The sequence below is a fragment of the Micromonospora sp. MGP-C2 genome (genome assembly GCF_057766525.1).
Genome location: NZ_JBYMEN010000002.1, coordinates 1,214,955 through 1,230,526, shown reverse-complemented (window position 1 = coordinate 1,230,526; position 15,572 = coordinate 1,214,955). Strand labels below are relative to the sequence as shown.

The window sequence follows — 15,572 nt, the reverse complement described above, 5'->3', positions numbered from 1 at the left end:
GCCGGTCAGGTCGTCGGCGCGGGCCCGGTCGAGTCGCGGACGACCAGCAGGTGCCCGGTGGGACGGCGGCGGGGGCGGGTCGAGCGGGGCTTGAGGGCGAGGGTGAGCGCCGTGCGGCCCATCTCGGTCATCGGCAGGCGGATGGTGGTGAGGCTGGGCGCGAGGTCGGCCGCCACGGAGACGTCGTCGAAGCCGACGACGGACATCCGCGCGGGCACCGGCACCCGGCGGGAGCGCAACGTCGACAACACACCCATGGCCATCGCGTCGTTGAGCGCGATGATCGCCGTCGTCGCCGGGTGCTCGTTGAGGATCTGCTCGGCGGCGGCCCGCCCGCCACCGCGGGTGAAGTCGCTGTGCACGACGACGAGGTCGGCCGGGGACCGCCCGCGCTGCCGCAGGGCCGACGACACGCCGGCCAGTCGGTCCGCGACAGTGGTGAGCCCGGCGCTGCCCGCGGCGACCGCGATCCGTTGATGGCCGAGGTCCATCAGGTGCTGGGCGAGCGCGTGACCGCCGGCCTCGTTGTCCGGCAGGACGGCGTCGATGCCGAGCGCGTGCCGTCCGATGGCGGCGGCCCGTCCGCCGTGGTCCTGGAAGGCGGCCAGCTCGGCGCGGGCGGCGGCCTCCATGCGGGGGTCGTCGTAGCCGGAACCGCTGATCAGGACGATGCCGACCCGCTGGGCGATCAGGTGCCGCAGCTGTTGCAGCTCGTAGCCGGGGTCGCGGCCGGACTGGCAGATCTGCACCAGCAGCCCCTGCTCGGCGGCGAGCTGGATGACGCCGGCGGCGATCTCGGCGAAGTACGGGTCGTCGACCTGGTGGACGATCAGCCCCACGGTTGAGCTGGCCCCGCCGGCAAGGGTGCGGGCGTACGGGTTGGCGACGTAGCCCAGCTCACGGGCGATCTGCCGGATCCGGTCGGCCACCTCGGTGCTGACCCCCTCGCGGCCGGCGAGGGCGCGGGAGGCGGTCGCCAGCGAGACGGCGGCGTGTTCGGCGACGTCCACGAGGCGCGGCCGCTGGTTGGCCCTGGGCATCCGCAACCCTCCGGAAACATCCATGTCACCCGATCTATTGCGAGCGCCATTCATCGGAGCCTAGGGTACGTAAGCGCTTACGTAAGCGCTTACGTGACCGGCATCAGTCATGCCGCGAAACGAGGTGACAGCCATGTCCAGGGCCCGCCAAGCGGCCGTTTCCCTCCTGGCGATCGGCGCACTGACCGGCGCCGCCGCGCCGCCGCCCGCGCAGGCGGATCGGAGCATCTCGCACGACGTCCACCCGGCCCTGCGCGCACACCTGGTCGCCGCGTACGACTTCGACCACCCGGTGCCCGGCGATCCCGCGCTGGAACGCGACCAGGGCCGCTCCGGCACCGAGATCGAGCTGATCAACGGCGGTGCCGCCATGCGGGTGCCGGACCGCGCCTACCGGGGCAGCCGCAACGCGGTGCAGACCCGGCAGGTCGACCCGGCGGTCGCCGGCAACGACGACTGGAAGGCCGGCACCTGGTCGGCCAGCGGGGTGCGGACGCTGCGCGCCTTCAGCGCCACCGCGGGCACCACCGTGATGGGCTGGTTCAAGCTCAACATGGACAGCCCGCTGCTCAACTCCACCACCGCCGACCCCGCCGACCGCTACAACGCGATCGGGCTGGCCGGGGTGCTGACCGGCGACTCCGACGGCCACGGCGTGCGGGCCCTGCTGGAGCTGATCGACGTCGACGGGGAGCTGCGCCTGGTCGCGCTCGGGCGGCGACTCGACGGCGGCAACTCGCAGACCTTCGCCGCCAACCAGGACTGGCGCGAGCTGTTGCCCGTGGGGGAGTGGGTGCACCTCGCCGCCACCTTCGACTTCGACACCGGCGCCCTCGCCCTCTACCGCAACGGCGAGCCGGTGGACGGCTTCTACACCCGCACCGACGACCCGTGGCTGGTGTCCGGGCCGGGTCCACACCTGACCACCGCCTCCGACCCGCGCGGCATCAAGATCGGCGGGAGCTTCCCCCAGGACACCCTGGAGCGCAACCCGTGCGACTGCCGCATGGACGGCCTGATGTTCCTCGACAGCGTGGTCTCCGCGAGCGACGTGCGGAGGCAGTACCACCACCTGGCCCGCTGACCACCCTCGGCACCGTCCCACCGAGAAGGAGACACGCGTGCTCGTCCTCCACCGCCGCACCCGAGGTGCCCGCCGACCCGCGCTGACGGCTGGCCTCACCGCCCTCGTGCTGGTCCTGTCCACAGTGCTCGCGTCGCCCGCCCAGGCCGCCGACGGCGTCGACGACCCGATCCCCGAGATGCCGGTCCAGTCCCGGATCGGGCTGGTCCTCAGTGAGTACGCCAGCTTCCCGCAGTCGTACCCCACGCCCGCCCCGACCGATGCGCGGCTCATGCGGACCGCGCGGATCAACACGGTGATGGAGTTGCCCGACGGCTCCGGCCGGCGGGCGGTGCCCGACCTCAACGGCAACCTCTACCTGGTCGAGGGCGGCGTGCCGCACGTCTACCTGGACGTGGCGGCGACGTTCGCGCCGCAGTTCTTCTCCGGTCGTGGGCTGGGCCAGGGCTTCGGCTACGTCGCCTTCCACCCGGAGTTCGGCGTCAACGGCCGGTTCTACACCATCCACACCGAGCTGGCGTCCACGACGACCGCCACACCCGACTACGCCCAGCCCAACGCGCTCTTCCACGGGGTCATCACCGAGTGGACGGCGACCGATCCGACCGCCGCCACCTTCGTCGGTACGCACCGCGAGGTGCTGCGCATCGGCTTCGGCGGCCAGGTGCACGGCATTCAGGAGATCAACTTCAACCCCACGGCCAAGCGTCACGACCGCGACTACGGCCTGCTGTACCTCGCGGTCGGCGACGGTGGCCAGGGCGCCCGCAACACCGACCCGCAGAACCTGGCGCTGCCGCACGGCAAGCTGTTGCGGATCGACCCCCGGGGCACCAACTCCGCCAACGGGCGCTACGGCATCCCACAGGGGAACCCGTTCGTCGGCCAGACCGGCGCGCTCGGCGAGATCTACGCCGTGGGTTTCCGTGACCCGCACCGGTTCAGCTGGGACCGGGCGACCGGCCGGATGTACCTCGGACACATCGGTGAGCACGCCGTCGAGGCGATCTACGAGGTCCGCGCCGGCGACAACTTCGGCTGGAGTGAGCGCGAGGGCTCCTTCGTCTTCGACAAGGCCGCCACCAGCCCCTGCGACCGGCTGCTCCCGCTGCCCGCCGACGACGACCGGTACGGCTACACCTACCCCGTCGCCGCGTACGACCATGACCCGGCACCGGGCTGGAACTGCACCGACGACGTCGGTGTCGCGGTGGCCGGCGGGTTCGTCTACCGGGGGCGCACGCTGCCCGCGCTGCGCGGCAAGTACGTCTTCGGTGACCTGGTCGACGGCCGGGTGCTCTACACCGAGGCGAACGAGATGCGCCGCGGCCGGGAGCTGGCCACGATCCACCAGCTCGCGCTCTTCGACGCGGCGGGCGGTCCGGTCCGGATGCGGGACCTCTCCGGACCCGGAGCGCCCGGCGACCCCAACCGGGTGGACCTGCGCTTCGGCACCGACGCCGCCGGTGAGCTCTACCTCGTCGCGAAGGCCAACGGGAAGATCTGGAAGGTGACCGGCACGAGGGAGTTCGCCAGCGGCGACGTCGGCGACACCACAGTGCGCCGCACCGCCGGGGCGTCGAACTGGGCACCGGTGACCCCGGCGAAGTGGCAGTTCACCCGCGACCAGGTCATCCTCGCCGAGGCCGGGGAGAGCCGGCCGGGCCCGCGCCGGCCGTTCGAGTACGCCGTGCTGACCGCCGGCCCGGCGTGGTCGTCGGTGCAGGTCGACGCCCGGGTACGCCTCGACACGCCGGTGGACGTCAGCAACCGCGACGTGATCATCGTCTTCGGCTGGCGCTCGGACACCGAGTTCTACTACGCCCACCTATCCACCGACAACACCATCTACCCGCACAACGGCATCTTCAAGGTCGACAACGCCGACCGGGAGCGCATCGACCACCAGTGGAACGGCCGCTCCCGGGGCGCCAACCCGGCGATCACCGATGCCGACTGGCACCGCGTCCGGGTGGTGCACCTGCCATCCACGGGTGAGATCGCCGTCTACGTCGACGGAAACCGGGACCCGCTGATGACCGCGAAGGACACCACGTTCGGCTCGGGGCGGGTGGGCTTCGGCTCGTTCGACAACGTCGGCCGGGTACGGAACCTGACAGTGACCGGCACGCCGGCCTGAGCCGTGTCGCGGTGGGGACGGCGGCGAACGTGCCGCCGTCCCCACCGGGTCATCCGTCGACCTGCCCCGGACGACCCGGTCCGCTTCGTAGACTTCCAGCCATGCCGGAGATCGTCGAGTTGCTGGCCTCGCCCGTGCACCGCTTCCTGGGCCGGCCCGCCGACGGCCCGGCCCCGGCTCCGCCCGGTGAGCTGGTCGACGTGGTCCGGATCCGGGCCGGCCTCGGCATCGTCGGCGACCGGTACTTCGGCCAGCAGGCACACCGCGACGCCAGCGTCACGGTCATCGCCCAGGAGTCGCTGCCGGTCGGCATCGGCCTGGCGGAGGTCCGGCGCAACATCCTCACCACCGGGATCGCCGTGGACGAGCTGATCGGCAGGGTGCTGGTGCTGGACTCCGGCAACGGCCCGGTCAGCCTGCGGGTCAACCGGGCGGCCCGGCCCTGCGCGTGGATGGACGTCACCGTCGGCCCGGGAGCATGGAAGGCGCTGCGCACCACCGGTGGCATCCGCTGCACGCCCCTCAACGATGGCACCCTGCGCGTCGGCCCGGTCGACGCGGTCGTCAGCTGAGGAAAGGGCTCGACGCCAGCGGCCCGGACGCCCTCACCACTAGATCTTGGACAGGTGGTGTCGGCCCGGTTGGCGGATTCTGCGAGGTGACGCCCCGGCGAGCTGCCGCGTGGTAGAACCAATCCGCACATCGGCTCGCAGGCCTCCGGGCAGCCGGGAGCTTTGCCGGACAGGACCTCATCCGAACAGAGGTGGTGCAGTGAACCCCGAGCTGCGGCAGCTCATCGAGGAGCTGCGAGCCGATCTGGCCGACCAGCCGGCGAGCCTGGCGTACGCCGAGTTCGGCGAGGGCGCCGCCATCGATGTCGTGCCGGCGAGCCTCCCGGCCGACCTGCGCGATCTCCTGCTGGTGGCCGACGGCCTGCGGGCGGGTCGGCTTGAGCTGGCGTCCACGTCGACCCTCGCCGGAATCCAGTACCACCTCGACTACGTGCCGGACTTCTCCGCCATCCCCGAGGACCGGGCGGGCTGGCTGGTGGTGGGCACCCGCAGCGACGAGCCGATCTTCATGGACCGTGGCACGGGAGCGATCTGGTACTTCCCGCCCAACGGCACCGAGTGGTTCATGTCCGACGCGTTCGAGGAGCTGGCCCCCGACCTCGGATCCTTCGTGGACTACTACCTGCTCGGCCCGGGCTACGCCGACCTGACCCCGGCGGACGACAGGTGGTTCGCGTTCCTCGACGAGCAGGGCCTGCTCGACGACGAGGACGAGGACGAGGACCTGAGCTGAGTCAGACCGGGCTGATGTGCGCGGCGAGGACCCGCCAGCCGTGCGGGTCGTCGTGGACCCAGGTCCGGGTGTAACGCAGGCGAGCGGCGAACGGTGCCCCCTCGAACACACCGGACACCCGGCCCACGAAGAACGTCACCCCGGTCTTCCCCACGACGAGCAGGTCCAGCTCCTCCTCGACCAGCTCCTGCACCACCGAACGGCGGTCCCGGTGCGCGGCCAGGTCGTCCTGCTTGGTGTGCGGACGGCCGTCCGGGCCGATGGCGATCAGCTGGTCGACCAGCAGCTGATCGAGAGCGTCGACGTCGCCGGCCCTCTGGGCGGCCTGCAGGGTGCGCTCGGCATCGAGCAGCTCTGCCTCGCGTGCGCTGTCCGGCATCGTGCCGTCCTCCCGGTCGGGTCCCACCCGGGGTCACCGTCGGCCCGGGCTGTCCGCATTGTGGCAGGCAACGCGACCCGAGCGGGCGTGGATCGCCGCCCGGCTCACAGGCTCAGGCGAATCCGTACGACGGTCTCCCCGGGGCCGGTGAGCACGGCGACCTCGTCGCAGACCTGCTCCACGATCGCCAGCCCTCGGCCGCGGATCGAGTCGGCGGACGGCATTCCCTGGCCGAACTCACGCGCCGGCCCCCGGTCGACGACGTCGCAGAACAACTGGCCGGACTCGGCCCAGAGCAGGACCCGGCCGCCGCCGGTGGTGTGCTGCAGGGTGTTGGTGGCCAGCTCGCTGACCGCCAGTGTCAGCAGCTCCACCCGATGCGGCGGCAGGCCCCGGGACAGCGCCCCGGCGCTGACGAACGCGCGCAGCGCTCGCACGTCGGTCGCTACCTGGTACGCCATGGTGTCCGTGACATGGGCGGGGACGCTCTGCTCGACCACGGTGTCGCGCCGCTCGGCCGGCATCAGTCCTCCGGCCGCGGGTCGCCGGTCAGCGTCACCACGATCCGCCCGGGTGCCGTGGACGTGTTCGCCTCGACGTGCGCCATCGGACACCAGCAACCCTTTTCCGTAGCCACAGCCGTTGTCGCAACATCATGTCATCCGCCGACCCATGGGCCGTCTCGTCCGTTCGGCGGTTGATCACGTCGTGCGCCGGCCCGACCAGGCATCCGGCACCGGGCGGTCAGGGGGCCGCGTCGGCGCCGAGCAGCGACCGCTGCTACGGGCGGATGTCCAGGGCGCCGATCAGGTTGTCGCGCAGCGTGAACCGGTACCGCAGCTCGACCGGGCTGCCGGGGAAGTCACCGGAGACCCGGGTGAGAGCCAGGTACGAGTCGCCGGCCTGTGGTGTGACACGTACCGGCTCGGCCGTGTAGGAGTAGGCATCCATCGTCTTCTGCCGCCACGCGCGGATGGAGGCCCGTCCGTCGTACAGCCGGTCCTCGTCGGCGACGCTCGCGGTGTCCGCGAAGCAGGCGACGAAGGCGTCCAGGTCCCGGTCGTTGACGGCCCGGAAGTACCGGTCGATCACGTCGGGTAGGTCGACGGCCATCTGCTCCTCCTGCGGCACGGGCCGCCGTCGGGCAGCCGTCGGGTTCCCGGTCCGACCTCACCGTACGAGACTCCGACGGCGCCGCGCGGAGCAACCATCAGACCCGTCCGGCTCCGCCCGCCGGGTTTGCCGTCGACGGGCCCGGGTAGCCACGCATCTCCGAAACGAAGGGCGGGGGAATGGCCGAGCTGGGGTTCGTCGACAAGGTCGCGGCACGGGCGGGCGTCCCGCCGGAGCAGGCGCGCCCACTGACCGAGGCCGTTCTGCGGACCCTCACCGAGCGGCTCAGCGGCGGTGAGGCGGGCGCGTTGGCCCCCCACCTGGCCGTCGAGTTGAGCCCGTTGCTGGTCAAGGCCGCCGAGCCGCCGGAGGCGTTCGGCTACGACGAGTTCCTCCGCCGGGTCGCCGACCGCGCCGGGATCGACCGTCCAGCCGCAGAGCGGGGCATTCGGGCGGTTCTCCAGACGATGCACCGGGTGGTCGGGCACCGGGAGTTCGAGGACGCCCTGGCCCAACTCCCATCGGATCTCCGCGCGCTGGCGCAGCCGCTGCCGCACGATCCCTGACCGACGGCAGCCTCACCGCCGCGCTGGCGCCGTAAGGCCGGCGCGCCGGTGACCCTGCGCCACACGGTTCGGGGCGCGGCACGACCGGAGGTCGGACCACGCCCCTCGCCCGACGTCAGCCGGTTACCCCGGCACTGACCACCCACTTCTGGTGGGCGCCGCCCGCGTACGTGCCGAGCTGGATCTGGGTGCGGTCGGCGCTGCTACCGCCGGCGGCCTCCAGGACCTTGCCGGACTGCGGGTTGCGGATCGACCCGTCGGACTGCGGCTGCCAGACCTGAGCGGCGGTGCCGTTGCAGGTCCAGAGCTGCACCTTCGTGCCGTTGGCGGTGCCGCCGTTGTCCACGTCCAGGCACTTGCCCAGCACCCGGTACGTGTCGCCGACCTTCGTCCACGACTGCGCGGTGGTGCCGTTGCAGGTCCAGAGCTGGATCTTCGTGCCGTCGGCGGTGCCCGCGTTGTCGACGTCCAGGCACTTGCCACCGACGCCGGTGATGGTCCCACCGGTCGGCGGCGGGGGACTGCCGGGGATCGAGTTGAGCGTGTACCACGCCTCGGTGCTCCACAGTGACTGCCCGCTGGTGGAGGTGAACGGGCGCGGTGACCGCAGGTGCACCACCCTGCCGGCCTTGCGTCCGGGCACCGTGAGACTGACCTTCTTGCCGTCCGCCGAGAGGGTGGCCGAGGTGACGGTCAGCGTCTCCTCGTCGATCTTCGGACCGCCGTAGTTCGAGGTCGCCACGTACCTCCACTGCTTGAGCTTGTACCGCGCGGCCAGGTCGGCGGCGGTCGCCGTCGACACGGGCTGTGTGTACTCGACCTCGAAGCCGGTCGTGGTGGCGCGCATGGCGAGCATCTCGAACGTGGTGGCGGTGTTCGGGATGAGCTTCTGCAGGCCGTACGACAGCTTCCCGGTCTGGCCCCAGTTGCCGCCCGCGCCGAGCCCGCCGACGTAGATCGCGCCGTCCGGGCCGACGTTGACCTCGGAGACGCCCGCCTCCAGGCCCTGGGTGAGCCGGAACAGGGCGCCCTGGTACTCACCGTTGACCTTCTCCACATTCGCCCGTTGCAGGCCGCCGTACGTCACGTCGCCGATGACGAACTGACCGGCGTAGCGGCCGGTGGTCAGGTACAGCGGGGTGCTGGGCGAGTTGGCGATCTCGTTCTGTGGCATCCAGAGCACCGGCGGGGTGACCGGGTTGGTGTCGAACGGGCCGGCCGGGTTCGTGTAGTGGTTGAAGAACCGGCCCTGCTTGACGTGCACCAGCTTCGACGAGGGCAGCCAGCCGCCCTGGTTGTCGGTGACGAAGATGCCGCCCTCCGGGCCCCAGCCGATGCCGTGCGGGGTGCGCAGGCCGCCGGCGACGTAGCTGACCGCGCCGGAGTCCTTGTTGATTTTGAGGGTGCTGCCCCGGTTGGCGGCGGGCTGCGGGTTGGTGGTGGCACCGCCGGAGTTGATCGACACCGACAGGTTCAGGTAGAAGAACCCGTCCTGGTAGAGCAGGCCGAACGCGAACTCGTGGAAGTTGCCCCCGTACGGCCAGGTGGCAACGGTCTCCAGGCGCTCGGCCACCTCGTCGCCGCCGGTGTTGACCAGCCGGGTCAGCCGCTGCTTCTCCGAGACGTAGACCACCCCGTCGACGATCTTCAGCCCCATCGGCTCCTTCAGCCCGCCGGCGATCTTCTTGGTGGTCACGGCGCCCGGAGTGGTCGCGCCGCCGGTGTTGCCGAGGATCCAGACCTCACCGTCCTGGGACGTGCCGGACTGGTCGCTGCCGCCCCAGGTGGAGACGACCAGCCGCCCGTCGGCCAACCAGTCCATCCCGGTGACCTTCGGCTGGAAGCCGCTGGGCCGCAGGTTGGTCAGCGTGTAGCCCGGGTGCACCCCGGTCAGCGGCAGGCCGTCGCCGGGAGTGTCGGCGATGCCCTCACACTCCTTGCGGCCCGGTGCGGTCACCCGGACGACGCCGGCGTCGGTGCTCAGCGCCGAGTTCGGTACGACCACGAAGGACGACGAGCCGGGCGTCTTCCACTCCAGGGTGATCTGCTGCCCGCCGCCGCGTTCGAAGTGGTCGATGCGCAGCGGGTGCAGCCCGGCGGCGAGGGTGACGGTGCCCTCCTTGGGCGGGGTCGCTCCGTGCAACCCGTCGTGGTCGATCACCACCGTGTTGTCGATCGTCAGTTTGGACCCGTCGTCGCTGCTGAGCCGGAACGTGTAGCTGCCGGCCTGGGTGGTGGTGATGTTGCCGAGCACCTGCGAGACGAAGTTGTCCTCGAAGCCGAAGTCGGTCGCCGAGGTCCAGTTGATTGTGGACATCAGCCTGTCCACGTTCGGGGTCTGCGCGGGCTTGAGGGTGCAGAGCGTGGAGAGCGGCACCTGCACGTCGAAGACGCGCAGCGTGACACCCGGTTCCTGCGCGGGGGCGGCGGTGGCCGGAGCGGCCCAGAGGCCGGCGGTGAGGACGAGTGCCAGCGCACCCAGTGCGGGTTTGTGGAGTCGGCGTAGCAGGCGTGTGCCCATCGTTCCTCCAGGAGGCGGTGGAGTGTCCGACGGCCGAGGCGGAGCAGCGGTGAGGATGGCCGTCGGCCCGGGTCCGTAACGTCCTCGACGCCGACGAGTGACGTTGCGGAAACACCGGGTGGATGGATCGAGACATTAAGGCGTTTCGATTGGAGTGTCCATGGCTTCGCCTCGATACATCAAAAGTTCCTCGTGCCCGTGCGAAAGTTCGCGATGGTACGCGCAGGTATGCGGGTTTTGGCGGCCTATCGCCGTCCGCCTCGGGCCCGGCCACCAGCCCGGTTGCCGGGCTTGCGAGGTGTGTTCGCCGCCTTCCCCACGTTGGCCGTCTTGCCCGCCCTGCCAACCGGTCGGCGGGTCGCGGTGGCGCCTGCCCGTGCGGCGGGTCGACGGCGGGCCGCCACCAGCACGATCGCGGCGACCACGACGACGATCAGTGCCGGGACCAGCCAGGGCGGGAACCCGCCGTCCCGCTGCTCTTCCGTGGCGCCAGCCGGATCGCTCGCCGGGGCGCCGGTGGCATCCGCCGGGCCGCCGGTCGCCCCCGGGCTCGCCGACCCCTCGCCCTCGGCTTGGGCGAGCAGTGTCGCGTCCGGCCCCGCCGTGGGCACCACCCAACCGGCTGGCGCCGGCGTACTCGGCCCCTGGTAGTCGAAGGTGACGTTGCCCCGCACCGCCTCACCGTCCGAGGCGACGGAGAGATAGCTGGCGGTGTAGCGACCCTTCGCCGGCCAGTGGGCGACGGTCACCATGGCCGGGAAGCCGGTGTGGTAGAGCCGCGGCTCGAACACACCGTTGACCATGAAGTACTCCTGGACCGGCTTGTCCAGGCGCTTCGGCTCGCCGAATGACCAACCATTGTCCACTCGCGACCCGTCCGGCCCGGTGACGGTGAAGTGGGCGTTGGAGGCTGGTTTCTCGGTGAAGTACAACCCCAGCTGCGTCAGCGGCTCGCGCACGACGGTGCCGGTCAGCGGGGTGCTGGTCGCCAACTGGCCGTGCGCCGACGCCGGTGCGACCGGCAGCACCAGCGACACCACCACCGTCGCGGCCAGGGCCGCCAAGGCGCGGCTCAGGATGTGACGCATAGTGACGAGCCTCGATCGCATTGGTTCATCATGGTCATATCCCCGCCGCCGAACAAGACGTACAGTTCTCATCCCCGACGATCAACCCGACACCCGTCCCCTCGCGTCGTTCGGAGCCCGCCCGTGTCCGTCCGTACCCCCGCCCGCCGTACTACCGCCGCCCTCGCCGCCACCGCCCTCACCGCCCTGCTCCTCGTCGGGTGCGGCCAGGACGACGATCCCTCCGTCGCCGCCCCCTCGACGGCACCGACGTCCGCCGCGCCGCCGAGCGCCACCACCGCGCCGACCCCGACGGCCGCCGCCACCCCGAGCGCCGCCGCCAGCACCCCGGCCGTGGACCGGCAGATCACCGTGACGATCGCGAAGCGGCGGGTCGATCCGCCCACCGGACGAATCACCGTGGGTAAGGGCGAGTTGGTTCGGATCACTGTCACCTCCGACGTGTCCGACGAACTGCACGTGCACGGCTACGACCTGGGCGCTCGACTGCCGGCCGGCACCCCCGGGTTGGTGGAGTTCCGGGCCGACAAGACCGGGCTGTTCGAGGTGGAGACGCACGAGACCGAGCTGGTGCTGTTCCAGCTCGTCGTCCGCTGAGCGACATGACCGCCGCTCCCACGCTGCTGGCACACGGCGTCGGTGGTCGCCAGGACCTGCCGATCACGCTGCCGCAGCTCGTCGTCGCCGCCGCGCTGACCCTCGTCGTCACGTTCCTCGCCCTGGGCCTGCTCTGGCGTGAGCCGCGACTCGACCGGGACGCGGTCGGGGGCCGACCGGTGCCGGGATGGCTCGCCCGACTCGTCGACGCGCCCACCTTCCGGTGGGTGCTACGGGTGCTCGGCCTGCTCGCAGCCGCCTGGTTCTGCCTGGGTCTGCTGGGCGGGCCGGACACAGCGGACAACCCGACGGCCGGCGCGCTCTACGTGCTGCTCTGGGTCGGGCTGGCGCCGCTGTCGCTGCTGCTCGGCCCGGTCTGGCGAACGGTCAACCCGCTGCGCACCGTTTACCTGCTGGTGGCGCTGGCCGTGCGGCGCGACCCGCGCCGAGGGCTCCGTCAGCTGCCGGCCGGCGTGGGATGGTGGCCGGCCGCCGCCACCCTGTTCGGCTTCGTCTGGCTGGAACTGGTCGCACCCGACCGCGCCACCCTGCCGGTCATCACCGCCTGGCTCGCCGTGTACGCGGTGGTCATGCTGGCCGGCGCTGCGGTGTTCGGCGCCGGCTGGTTCGACCACGCCGATCCGTTCGAGACGTACAGCGCCCTGATCGGTCAGCTCGCCCCGGTCGGCCGGGCAGCCGACGGCGTGCTGGTGTGGCGCAACCCGCTCGACGGGATCGCCGGGCTCCGGCCCCGCCCCGGCCTCGTCGCCGTGGTGATCGTGCTGCTCGGCTCCACCATGTACGACAGTCTCTCCAACGCGCCCGGCTGGCTGCGGTTCAGCCAGGAGAACGGCCTGCACCCGGCGGTCACCGGCAGCGCCGGGCTGACCCTTGTCGTCGCCGCCGTGGCGGTGGCGTACCTCGCCGCCACCGGAGCCGCCGCGCGCATCGGCCGCTCCGACCCGGCCGCCGTCCGGCGCGTGCCGGGCGAGATCGCCCACTCGATCGTGCCGATCGCGGTGGGCTACGTGGTGGCGCACTACTACTCGCTGCTGATCCTGGAAGGCCAGCGCACCGTCGCGCTGCTCTCCGACCCGTTGGTCACCGGCGCCAACTGGCTCGGCACCGCCGGCTGGGAGCCGCACACCGGGCTGATCACGCCGTCCGGGGTGGCCACCCTCCAGATCACCGTCATCATCCTCGGGCACCTGCTCGGCACGCTGCTCGCCCACGACCGCGCCCTGTACCTGTTCCCCCGCGCCCGGGCGGTGGCCGGCCAGCTGCCGCTGCTGGCGCTCATGGTCGCGTACACCGTCGCCGGTCTGCTGTTGCTCTACGCGGGGTAGCCCCGCCTGGTTCCGACCCGTGCGTCATGATGGCCCGTGGACTCCGATCTTCAGCGCTACCTCGATGACCTGGTCGCCGCCGCCCGCGACGTCCTCGGGGCCGACCTGGTCGGCGCGTACGCGGCCGGCTCGGTGGGGCTCGGCGCGTACCAGGCCGGCCGCAGCGACGTGGACGTGGCGCTGGTCAGCGCCGGTCCGCTCACCGCCACCGCCAAGCGGGCGCTGGTGGCGCGGCTGCGGCACGAGGCCCTGCCCTGCCCGGCGCGAGGGCTTGAGCTGGTCGCCTACGACCGGGCAGTGGCCGCCTCGGGCACCCCGGAACCCGGTTTCGAGCTCGAAATCAACACCGGGGCCGGCATGCCCTTCCGGTGCACCCTCGACCCGGCCGACCGGCCCGCCGCCGACGGCCGCTTCTGGTACGGGCTGGACCGCAGCATCCTGCACCAGAGTGGGCTGCCGCTGCTCGGGCCGCCAGCGGGGGAGGTCTTCGCCGACCTCACCCCGGTCGACCTGCGTCGACTGCTCATCGAGGCGCTGTGCTGGTGGCTGGCCCTGCCGACACCACCGGGGGACCAACCCGCGCCCGGCACGGAGGACGCGGTGCTCGGCGCGTGCCGGTCGCTGGTGCGACACCGCGACGGCGTCTGGCTCGCGAAGGTGGCGGCCGGCCAACGACTGGTCGACGCCGGTGACCGGGCCGAGGTGATCGGCCAGGCGATCGCCGCGCGGCACGGCGGGCCGCCGCCCACCGGGGCGCAGGCCCGAGCCTTCCAACAACGGGTACGCGACGAGATCGCCGCGTAGCCGACCGGCCGCCAACGTGAAGACGGTCAGCGAACCGGGCTGGGCTGCAACGAGGCGAAGAGCAGGTTGAGACCCTCGGTCATGGTCGGGTGGGTGATGACCGCGTCGCGCAGGGCGGTCCACGGCATCCCGGCGAGCATGGCCAACTGCACCGAGGTGATCACCTCACCGGCCTCGGCGCCGAGCAGCGCCGCGCCGAGGATCCGGTCGGTGCTGGCGTCGATGACTGCCTTCCACATGCCTTTGGTCTGGCGCAGGGTGCGCGCCCGGGGGATCGCGGCGACCGGCAGGTGGGCGACCTGGACGTCGTACCCTGCGCGGCGCGCCTCGGTCTCGGTGAGCCCTACCCGGGCCAGCTCCGGGGTGGTGAAGACGGTGTACGGGATCAACCGGTCGGCGGTGCTGCGCTGTCCACCCGCGAGGTTCGCCCGGATGATCCGGTAGTCGTCCAGCGAGACGTGGGTGAACTGCGGGCTGCCGGCGACGTCTCCGGCAGCCCAGGTCCGCTCGGCGCTGGTGCGTAGGTGCTCGTCGACCTCCACGAAGCCCCGTTCGCTGAGGCGTACGTCGGCGGCGTCCAGGCCGAGCCCGTCGGTGACCGGCGCCCGGCCGGCCGCCACCAGCACGTCGTCCCCGGTCACCAGGCTGCCGTCGTCCAGCGTCACCCGGACCGTGCCGTCGACGTCGCGGTCGACCCGTGCGACCGCGACGCCCACCCGTACGTCGATGCCGTCGTCGACGAAGACGCGCATCACCGCGTCACTGACGTCGGGGTCCTCGCGGGTGAGCAGTCGCGGGCCGCCCTCGATCAGCGTCACCGCGCAGCCGAACGAGGCGAACATCTGCGCGAACTCCACCCCGACGGTGCCGCCGCCGAGCACCACCAGCCGGCTCGGCAGCCGGTCCAGGTGCAGCAGGCTGTCGCTGGTCAGCACCCCGGTCTCGGCCATCCCGGGTACCGAGGGCAGATGCGGACGCGTACCCGTGTTGATCACCACGTCGTCGCCGCGCAACAGCCGCTCACCGCCGTCGGCGAGCGACACCCGTACGGTCCGGGGGCCGACGAACCGGGCCTCACCGATCACCAGGTGCAGACCGGAGTCGAGGAACTGCTGCCGGTTGGCGGCGACCATCCCCTCGACGACGTCCTGCTTGTGCGCGCGCAACAGGTCCACGTCGACCCGGCCGCCGTCCAGCACCAGGCCGAGCGCGGACGCGTCACGCAGCAGGCGTGCCGCCCGTGCGCTGGTCACCAGCGCCTTCGTCGGGATGCACGCGACGTTGATGCAGCTGCCGCCGATCATGCCGCGTTCGACCATGGCGACCCGCTGCCCGGACCGGGCGACGTCCATGCTCAACGTCTTCCCGGCCTTGCCGCCGCCCACGACGAGCAGGTCGAACTCCTCCGGTCGGTCGGTCACCGGGTGCTCCTCTCGGTCGCCGGCGGGCCGGCGGCCACCGCTGGTGCGCGGCGGTCAGCCCAGCCTGCCAGCTGCATTGAAGACGCCGGCCCGGTTCGGCCCAGAATCCCCCCGGGACGACCGCAGGCGAGGTCGTCCCGGGCCGTGCGGGATCGCAGGGGCCCGGGA

The 15,572-nt window shown here is 72.0% G+C and carries 15 protein-coding genes; 8 read left to right on the top strand and 7 right to left on the bottom strand.

From position 1 onward, the window contains the following. Window positions 1-5: 5 nt before the first annotated feature. Window positions 6-1,064 (bottom strand): LacI family DNA-binding transcriptional regulator, encoded by a 1,059-nt coding sequence (locus tag AC3CF1_RS05360; protein WP_231927422.1) that lies wholly within the window; start codon window positions 1,062-1,064, stop codon window positions 6-8. Between the two features lie 109 nt (window positions 1,065-1,173). Between AC3CF1_RS05360 and AC3CF1_RS05355 the strand changes: the two genes are divergently transcribed. The 4 genes from AC3CF1_RS05355 (at window position 1,174) to AC3CF1_RS05340 (ending at window position 5,569) form a co-directional block, all read left to right on the top strand. Beyond that, entirely contained in the window at window positions 1,174-2,124 is a 951-nt protein-coding gene (locus AC3CF1_RS05355) for a LamG-like jellyroll fold domain-containing protein (RefSeq protein WP_488449701.1), read from the top strand. Window positions 2,125-2,161: 37 nt separating this feature from the next. Then, entirely contained in the window at window positions 2,162-4,264 is a 2,103-nt protein-coding gene (locus tag AC3CF1_RS05350; RefSeq protein ID WP_488449700.1) for a PQQ-dependent sugar dehydrogenase, read from the top strand. A gap of 101 nt (window positions 4,265-4,365) precedes the next feature. Further along, on the top strand, window positions 4,366-4,836 hold the full coding sequence (locus AC3CF1_RS05345; protein ID WP_210789989.1) for a molybdenum cofactor biosysynthesis protein: 471 nt from the start codon (window positions 4,366-4,368) through the stop codon (window positions 4,834-4,836). Between the two features lie 199 nt (window positions 4,837-5,035). Further along, on the top strand, window positions 5,036-5,569 hold the full coding sequence (locus AC3CF1_RS05340; protein ID WP_488449699.1) for an SUKH-4 family immunity protein: 534 nt from the start codon (window positions 5,036-5,038) through the stop codon (window positions 5,567-5,569). A gap of 1 nt (window position 5,570) precedes the next feature. On the opposite strand, the gene AC3CF1_RS05335 is transcribed toward AC3CF1_RS05340, so the two are convergent. The 3 genes from AC3CF1_RS05335 to AC3CF1_RS05325 all read right to left on the bottom strand — a co-directional run bounded on the left by AC3CF1_RS05335 (window position 5,571) and on the right by AC3CF1_RS05325 (window position 7,061). Further along, the gene (locus AC3CF1_RS05335) at window positions 5,571-5,948 is read right to left on the bottom strand and encodes a nuclear transport factor 2 family protein (RefSeq protein WP_488449698.1); all 378 of its coding nucleotides are present in this window, start codon (window positions 5,946-5,948) and stop codon (window positions 5,571-5,573) included. Window positions 5,949-6,052: 104 nt separating this feature from the next. Beyond that, the gene (locus AC3CF1_RS05330; protein ID WP_354980659.1) at window positions 6,053-6,472 is read right to left on the bottom strand and encodes an ATP-binding protein; all 420 of its coding nucleotides are present in this window, start codon (window positions 6,470-6,472) and stop codon (window positions 6,053-6,055) included. Between the two features lie 256 nt (window positions 6,473-6,728). Continuing rightward, window positions 6,729-7,061, bottom strand: coding sequence for a nuclear transport factor 2 family protein (locus tag AC3CF1_RS05325; protein WP_354980658.1), 333 nt, complete (start codon window positions 7,059-7,061; stop codon window positions 6,729-6,731). A 179-nt stretch (window positions 7,062-7,240) separates the two neighbouring features. Here AC3CF1_RS05325 and AC3CF1_RS05320 point away from each other — a divergent pair, with 179 nt between their 5' ends. Beyond that, complete coding sequence (locus AC3CF1_RS05320; protein ID WP_488449697.1) at window positions 7,241-7,627, top strand: DUF2267 domain-containing protein; 387 nt, start codon at window positions 7,241-7,243, stop codon at window positions 7,625-7,627. Window positions 7,628-7,742: 115 nt separating this feature from the next. On the opposite strand, the gene AC3CF1_RS05315 is transcribed toward AC3CF1_RS05320, so the two are convergent. After that, complete coding sequence (locus AC3CF1_RS05315; protein ID WP_488449696.1) at window positions 7,743-10,148, bottom strand: ricin-type beta-trefoil lectin domain protein; 2,406 nt, start codon at window positions 10,146-10,148, stop codon at window positions 7,743-7,745. 245 nt (window positions 10,149-10,393) lie between these two features. Continuing rightward, a complete protein-coding gene (locus AC3CF1_RS05310; protein ID WP_488449695.1) occupies window positions 10,394-11,236 on the bottom strand; it encodes a copper resistance CopC family protein in 843 nt (280 codons plus the stop codon). 123 nt (window positions 11,237-11,359) lie between these two features. On the opposite strand from AC3CF1_RS05310, the gene AC3CF1_RS05305 reads away from it, so the two are divergent. Genes AC3CF1_RS05305 through AC3CF1_RS05295 form a run of 3 tightly spaced genes read left to right on the top strand, consistent with a single transcriptional unit; the run spans window position 11,360 to window position 13,983 of the window. Next, entirely contained in the window at window positions 11,360-11,833 is a 474-nt protein-coding gene (locus AC3CF1_RS05305; protein WP_358195154.1) for a cupredoxin domain-containing protein, read from the top strand. Between the two features lie 5 nt (window positions 11,834-11,838). Next, window positions 11,839-13,179 (top strand): hypothetical protein, encoded by a 1,341-nt coding sequence (locus tag AC3CF1_RS05300; protein WP_488449694.1) that lies wholly within the window; start codon window positions 11,839-11,841, stop codon window positions 13,177-13,179. 36 nt (window positions 13,180-13,215) lie between these two features. Continuing rightward, window positions 13,216-13,983 (top strand): nucleotidyltransferase domain-containing protein, encoded by a 768-nt coding sequence (locus AC3CF1_RS05295; protein ID WP_488449693.1) that lies wholly within the window; start codon window positions 13,216-13,218, stop codon window positions 13,981-13,983. 26 nt (window positions 13,984-14,009) lie between these two features. Here the strand turns inward: AC3CF1_RS05295 and AC3CF1_RS05290 are convergent, their stop codons facing one another. Further along, on the bottom strand, window positions 14,010-15,404 hold the full coding sequence (locus AC3CF1_RS05290) for a dihydrolipoyl dehydrogenase family protein (RefSeq protein WP_488449692.1): 1,395 nt from the start codon (window positions 15,402-15,404) through the stop codon (window positions 14,010-14,012). Between the last annotated feature and the right edge of the window lie 168 nt (window positions 15,405-15,572).